The sequence below is a fragment of the Mesorhizobium sp. 1B3 genome, assembly GCF_050958605.1.
In the GTDB taxonomy this organism is placed as follows: Bacteria; Pseudomonadota; Alphaproteobacteria; order Rhizobiales; family Rhizobiaceae.
Window position 1 is genome coordinate 1 of record NZ_JBJHDO010000030.1, and the last position, 6,684, is coordinate 6,684.

A 6,684-nucleotide genomic window follows, 5' to 3' on the forward strand; every position below is an offset into this window, starting at 1 on the left:
CGCGTCGGATTGTAGCCCTTGCCTTTTTCGGCGCCGTCGGTCTCCGGGATGGCGTCGGTGCCATAGAGCGCGTCATAGAGCGAGCCCCAGCGGGCGTTGGCGGCGTTGAGGGCATAGCGGGCATTCATCACCGGCACGACGAGTTGCGGCCCGGCCAGTTCGGCGATCTCGGCATCGACATCGGTGGTCGTCACGCTGAAGGCCGGCCCCTCCGGCAGGAGATAGCCGATCTCGGCGAGGAAGGCCTTGTAGGCGGCCATGTCCGTGGGCGCGCCGTTGGCCCGGTACCAGTCATCGATCTTCTGCTGCAGCGCGTCGCGCTTGGCCAGCAGCGCCCGGTTCTTCGGCGCCAGATCATGGACGATCGCCGAGAAGGCCTGCCAGAACGCATTCGCGTCGATCCCGGTGCCGGGCAGCGCCTCGGCCTCGATAAAATCTCGCAGCTGACCCGCAATCCTGAGGCCGGCGATTTCGACGCGGTCGGTACTCGGGGTGGAGATGTTCATATCGATTCTCCCGGATTCAGGCAGCCAGGGCCACAGAGGCCCCGAGATCGCCGACGATGCATTCGGCAACCATCTGGGCTGTGGCGGCGGAGAGCGTCCAGCCCAGATGGCCGTGGCCGGTATTGTAGAAGACCCCCGGATGCCTGCCTTTTCCGACACGCGGCATCATGTTGGGCATCATCGGACGCAAGCCGGCCCACGGGACGACCCGGTTGGTGTCGACAGCAGGAAACAGCATCCTCGTCCAATCGACCAGCGGCCGTACGCGGTCGTGCCGTATATCGCGATTCATGCCGTTGAACTCCGCGGTTCCGGCCACCCGGAAACGCCCAGGCCCCAAGCGGCTCGTCACGATCTTGGCCCGGTCGTCGAGCAGGCTCACCCAGGGAGCAGCCTCCTGGCTTCGCTCGTCGTCGAGATGCACCGTGATCGAATAACCCTTCACCGGGTATACGTTGACGCGGTCACCGAGCATGGCTGCGAAATGGCGGCTGGCCGAACCGGCACAAACGACCACGGCGTCGACCTCGATCATACGGTCGCGTTTGGTGGTTTCTCCCGACAGCGAGCCCAGCGAATAGGCGATCTGGAATTGCCGCTTGCGTTCGACACGGTTGACGGTGGCATCGAAGAGAAAGCTGGCGCCGCGCTGCTCGCAGGCCCTGGCGAGACCGAAGGTGAATTTATGGATGTCGCCGGTCGAGTCCGACGGCGTGTAGAACCCTCCGAAAAATTCGCCATGCAAGGTGGGCTCGATCGACTTGACTTCGGCCGCAGTCACGGGCTGCCGGTCCAAGCCCCCTTCCATCAGCATGGAGTTGACCTTCAGGGCATGCTGGAAGCTCGGCTTATCCCAATAAATGTGGAGGATGCCGCGACGGACGTGATCGAAATCGATCTTCTCGCGTTCGGCGATGCCGAACAGGTGCTCGCGTGCCGCTATCGCCAAGCGGGTGGTCTCAACCGTGTTCTCGCGGTAGCTCATGATGTTGGAAACGAACTCGGCGAGCCAGGCATATTTGTGCCAGCTGGGTGCGGGATTCATCAGCAGCGGAGCATCACGCCTCATCATCCACTTGATGCCCTTGAGAAGGGTCGACCAATGGTTCCAGACCTCCGCATTGCTGGCGGAAAGCTGGCCGCCATTGGCGAAGGATGTTTCCATCCCCGCGTAACGCTGACGATCGATGACAGTCACCGAATACCCTCGCTCAAGCAGGGCATAGGCGGTGGTGACGCCGGTGATACCGGCGCCTATGACGGCAATATGGGGCATTGCATTCTCCGCGACCAAAGTTGGGTGCGGACCGGAGTCCGCGGTTGATCCCCAATCTGTCGCTGTACCTGAGAGCTTAACCGCGACGGCTCGGCCGGCGTGGCTTTCCCCTTCGGTGGGCACTCGCGGTGCCACTCTCCAGATCGTTCAGCTGCATGGTCATCTTTGCCTGAGAGTTTCCTGGGGGGTTGCTCCGTCGGCGTCGGCTGTCGTTATCTACGACAGCCGATCTCTCCCATGCAGCCATTCGAACGCATTCACATGGCTGTCTGTACGCTCCACTCCGATGACCGGCAGTGCAAGCAGTCAGTTTCCTTCGTCGTAAAGCGTTGTCGTGGTTTCGACGCCCTCCTCATGCAAGCCGGCCCGCCTGACGGCGGCGGCTGCGAGTTCGCGTGCCTTGCTGCGAATCCCAACCTCGTCGACACCCTGGACCTTGCCATCGGCATAAAGCAGCTTGCCGTCGACCCAAGTCTGGGTGATCGAGGCCGTCGACGCCGAGAAGACCAAGGCCTGCAGCGGATCATAGAAGGGCGTCCACTCGACATGATCGAGATCGAAGAGGATGAAATCCGCCTTTTTGCCGATTTCCAGCGAGCCGATCTCGTCGTCCCACATGAGGGCCCGCGCGCCCTCGATCGTCGCGGCGCGAAGGGCTTGCCTGGCGGTGAAGATGTCGGGCTGCATGCGGGCATCCTTGAACATGCCGGCCACGACGAGCATCTGGCGCATCAGGTTCATGTTGCCGGCCGCCGAGACGCCGTCGGTGCCGAGTCCCACCTTCACACCGGCCTTCACCATCTCGGGATACTTCCCGATAGCGGTCGCGCCCTTTCCGAGCTTGAAGGAAGAGCACGGGCAGAAGGCAACGCTGGCGTCACGTTCGGCAAGCAGGCGTACTTCTTCGTCCGTCACGGCCGCGCCATGCGCGATGACAAGATTTTTGCCGACCCCGCCGGCACGATCGATCCTTGTGATCGGCCAACAGCCATACTTGCTTTCGCAGACCTTGGCTTCCTCGATGGACGTTGCAAGGTGATAGGTCGTGCCGACGCCGAGACGTTCGGCGAGCTTCACCGCGCCGACATGCAGTTCGAGCGAGCAAGGCTCCTTGCCTTCGATATTGACCCAGCAGCGCGCACGGCCATCGAGCGCTCCGTTGTAGCGGACAACGCAATCTTCCAGAACTTTCAGCGCAGTCTGCGCGTCGGGGAAGAAATGGTGCTCGGCCATCTCCTTGGTCCAGCCGCGTGGCAGTTCGGCCGGAGGATTGTCGGCCGCATGCCTGCCCGTGATGCCGCGGATGCCGGTTTTCTCCATGGCCCGGATGACGATGCCGGGATCGTATTGCGACCCCATGTCCAGGAAGCAGGTGGTGCCACAGCGAAGCATTTCCGTAATGCCGAGCAACGCGCCCCAATACTCGTCTTCTTCCGTGATATGGGCGTAGAAAGGCTTGGCCCAATGGAAGACCCAGGCGCGAGTGTTGAGGTTGTCCGGGAAAACCGCCCGGGACAAGGTCTCCGACAGATGAACGTGACTGTCCACGAACCCTGGGCAAGCGCCGAGCATCCTGCCGTCGATGACCTTGTCGAAGCTCACCCCTTGATGGCGGGCCGCAATTTCAGCCGCCGGTCCGATATCGGCAATCCGGTCATTCTCGATCACCAGGCTTGCATTGCGCAGCACCGTGTCGTTTCGGTCGACCGTAAAGGCGAAGTTCAAATCTTTGATCAGCGTGCGCATGCGTTTCCACCCGTTGCGGACCTGCACAGGAACGATCCCACCGGGCCCGCTGCGGTGGGCGATATCGTCATCACCCCGATCGGGACACCATGCCCCGATCGATGTTTCTTAAAAGCCGGCTGGCGGCTCCCCCCCTAGGCGACGGCCCGCTTCGCCGAGGCGCCCGTCCTGGCCGTCCCGGTCGGGATCAGCCGATCGGTATCGGCATAGTCGGAAAGCAGCTCCGATCCATTCCTGGTGACAAGCAGCATGTCCTTGTTCTGCATGCCGAATCCATATCCGGTATCGTAGCAGAGAGGCTCGAAGCCGAGCACCATGTTCTCCTCGAGCGGTGCATCGCTCCCGGGTTTGCCGAGCACGGGCGTCATGCCGAGATATGGATCTTCGTGCAGGTGCAGGCCAATTCCGTGTCCCACGAAAGAAATCGGAGGCAGGTTCATCCTGGCAAGTTTGGCGATGAACGCATCGTAGATCTCGCGGCAGCTTGCGCCGGGTTTCACCTTTTCCATGATCTCGTATTTGCACTCGACCAGATGCGCCCAGATCTTGTCGGCCATGGGCGGTGCCTCCCCGACGACCGCCGTACGACACACGCCGGCCTGATAGCCGTTGATGACGGAGAAGATTTCGACACGGCAGATGTCGCCCCGCTTGAGTACCCGTTCGGAGGGCCCGACATTGGGCAAGACGCTGCGTTCTCCGGTCGCCACGATCAGCAATTTGAAGTGATCGGCCCCCAGAGAATAGACGTTGCGAGTCAGATGCCCGGCGATGTCCATTTCGGAGTCGCCTTCGTCGACCACGGCCAGCGTATCCGTGATCGCCTGGTCGGCGATGCGCGACAGCTTGCGCAGAAGCGCGATCTCTTCCGGAGTCTTGATCTGCCGCAAACGGGCAAGGATCGGCTCGGCATGCTCGAATTTCGCAGCCGGCATTGCGGCGACGAGCCGAGCGAAATCGCCTGCCGGCAGATAGTCCATCTCAAGACCGATCCGGGCCTTGCCGAGGTCGAGGCCATTCAACTGGTCGGCCAGAACGAGCATCGGGTCGTCTGAAAACTCCGCCCAGATCCGCGTCGGGACATCGGGAAGGCGACGTTTGATCGTCGACGCTTCCATGTCCACCCCGAACAAAGCCGTGCGCCCGTCGGCCGTCACGATCGTCATGGCGTGGCGATGCCGGATAAGCGGCTGCGATGGCACGACGAAACCTGTCGTGTAAGCGAAGTTCTCCGGGGAACAGCAGATCATGGCGTCGAGCCCGTGCTCGGCCATTGCCTTAGTCTGTTTTCTGACGATTTCTGCCCGCATGATTGCTAGTTTCCTCTCTCCTGATGCCTTTGCATCCGCCGTCAATCGCGGACGCGATATTTCTCGATCTTGGCCAGATCCACGTCGATTCCCATTCCAGGACCGGACGGAACGACGATCGCGCCGTCGACGAACCGCATCGGCTCCACGAGCAGGTCGTCCTTGTAGTAGATGCCTCCCACCTGGCCATGCTGCGCTTCGGCCGGGGTCGAAACGGGAATGACGCAAGACAAGGTGACGGCCGGTGAAGCCGCCGCAAGCTGCACATTGGCCAGATTGCCGACACCCGTCTCGATCGAGCCATTGACGTTGCAGATGATGCCCGCGGCCCGGCACACCGCACCCACTTCCATCGCCTTGTAGAGACCGCCGGCCTTCGTCGTATAGATCGACACGATCTGGATCCCGCCGGACTGAACGATCTGTATGGAATCATGGGAGTTCCAGGCGGACTCGTCGGCCATCACCGGGGCGTCGATGCGTCGTCCGACCTCGGCGATACGCTCGATGCCCATGACGGGTTGCTCGACATATTTCAGCCGGTTCTTTTCCATTCGGCGCACGGTCTGGACGGCCTCGCCAGGTGTCTTGTAACCCTCATTGGCGTCGACACAGATCTCCACTGCATCTCCTACGACCTCCCTGACGGCATCGACCATTGCGACGTCACGGTCAGCATCCACGCCGATCTTGACCTTGATGGTCTTGACCCCTTCTTCCACGAGCTTGGCTGCTTCGGCCCGTGCCTCCTCGATGGAGATCAGTCCGATCGAATGCGTTACGGGCACGCGGTCCCGCGCCTTGCCGCCAAGCAGCGTATGGACGGGCACATTGAGCCAGCGTCCGGCAAGATCGTAGGCGGCGAACTCCACCGCCGCTTTGGAGTAAGGATAGCCGCGGATGATCGCATCCATGCGGGCATGGAGTTCCGCGAAATTGCCGAGATCGAGACCGACGACGGCGGGCGCGAGATAGGTGTCGATCACAGTACGTGTGATCAGGGCCGATTCGCCGAAATAACGGCCGAATTCACCACCCCAATCCTTCAGGGCCGGAGCCTCGCCCCAACCCACTCGGCCATCGCTGTCGGTCATCTTGACCATCACATAACGGCCTATGACCTCGGTCAAACCCGCCCATTTGTGCTCACGTCGGGTTGGCAGTTGGACAATCAGCGTTTCAACGGACTTGATCGTAGGCAACGGCGTCCACCTTTTCGTTGTCACTGCGCATGCGCTGCGCTACAGTTGCGATCAGTTAGTGTGATCACACTTTATGATCATAAACAAAGCACGTCAAGCGTGTCGGCGGCATTTGGACAACGGGGCGGAGGGGCTATGATTGTTGAAATAACGAATTACTTCGCAAAAGAAGGACAAGCGCAGACGGTTTTGGAGCAGCGCCGCAGGGCGAGCGCGATCAGGTCGTCGCTCGGCCTTGATCCGGGACTGATTTTCGTCAAGCTGGAGGGTAATGGCCCAGACGTCCGCTGGGAATGCAGTTTCGCTTCACATGCGGATTACGAGGCCGACATGGCGATCAGAAAGGGATCGGCCGACTTCAGCGATGCACGCCAGGCCATGCATGCGCTGGTCCAAAAGTTCGAGAGGCATCTCTATGCCGCGGACGATGGGATGGCTTCACCAAGGTGAATCGGTGCTGCCTTAAGTTGCTCTCGGCGGCAGTTTCTGCCGGTGGGGGCTCGTTGCGCCAGCCCTGTCCGGATCAGGTGTTCCAAAACCGCTTGAACAAAAAAGCCCGGCGCGGTGGCCGGTCTTTTTGTTTCAGAAGATCGAAGGCTCAGTGATCCATGGCCTTGACGATTTCCTCGGTCATCTTCTTGGCG

Annotated in this window: 5 protein-coding genes, 1 pseudogene and 1 riboswitch; of the genes and pseudogenes, 1 reads left to right on the forward strand and 5 read right to left on the reverse strand. The window is 61.1% G+C overall.

Going from position 1 to position 6,684, the window contains the following annotated elements; translation table 11 throughout:
• The 5 genes and pseudogenes from ACCO56_RS32970 to ACCO56_RS32990 all read right to left on the reverse strand — a co-directional run.
• Nucleotides 1-506 (reverse strand): annotated as a pseudogene (locus ACCO56_RS32970) (malate synthase G); the annotation flags it as partial.
• 16 nt (nucleotides 507-522) lie between these two features.
• On the reverse strand, nucleotides 523-1,782 hold the full coding sequence (locus ACCO56_RS32975; RefSeq protein ID WP_433645201.1) for a D-amino acid dehydrogenase: 1,260 nt from the start codon (nucleotides 1,780-1,782) through the stop codon (nucleotides 523-525).
• A gap of 146 nt (nucleotides 1,783-1,928) precedes the next feature.
• Nucleotides 1,929-2,030: riboswitch (glycine riboswitch) on the reverse strand.
• A gap of 58 nt (nucleotides 2,031-2,088) precedes the next feature.
• Nucleotides 2,089-3,528 (reverse strand): amidohydrolase family protein, encoded by a 1,440-nt coding sequence (locus tag ACCO56_RS32980; protein WP_433645202.1) that lies wholly within the window; start codon nucleotides 3,526-3,528, stop codon nucleotides 2,089-2,091.
• Nucleotides 3,529-3,662: 134 nt separating this feature from the next.
• On the reverse strand, nucleotides 3,663-4,838 hold the full coding sequence (locus tag ACCO56_RS32985) for a M24 family metallopeptidase (protein WP_433645203.1): 1,176 nt from the start codon (nucleotides 4,836-4,838) through the stop codon (nucleotides 3,663-3,665).
• 41 nt (nucleotides 4,839-4,879) lie between these two features.
• The gene (locus tag ACCO56_RS32990) at nucleotides 4,880-6,040 is read right to left on the reverse strand and encodes a mandelate racemase/muconate lactonizing enzyme family protein (RefSeq protein ID WP_433645204.1); all 1,161 of its coding nucleotides are present in this window, start codon (nucleotides 6,038-6,040) and stop codon (nucleotides 4,880-4,882) included.
• A gap of 60 nt (nucleotides 6,041-6,100) precedes the next feature.
• Here ACCO56_RS32990 and ACCO56_RS32995 point away from each other — a divergent pair, with 60 nt between their 5' ends.
• Nucleotides 6,101-6,490: a hypothetical protein gene (locus ACCO56_RS32995; RefSeq protein WP_433645205.1), complete on the forward strand. Its 390-nt coding sequence runs from the start codon at nucleotides 6,101-6,103 to the stop codon at nucleotides 6,488-6,490.
• Nucleotides 6,491-6,684 lie beyond the last annotated feature (194 nt).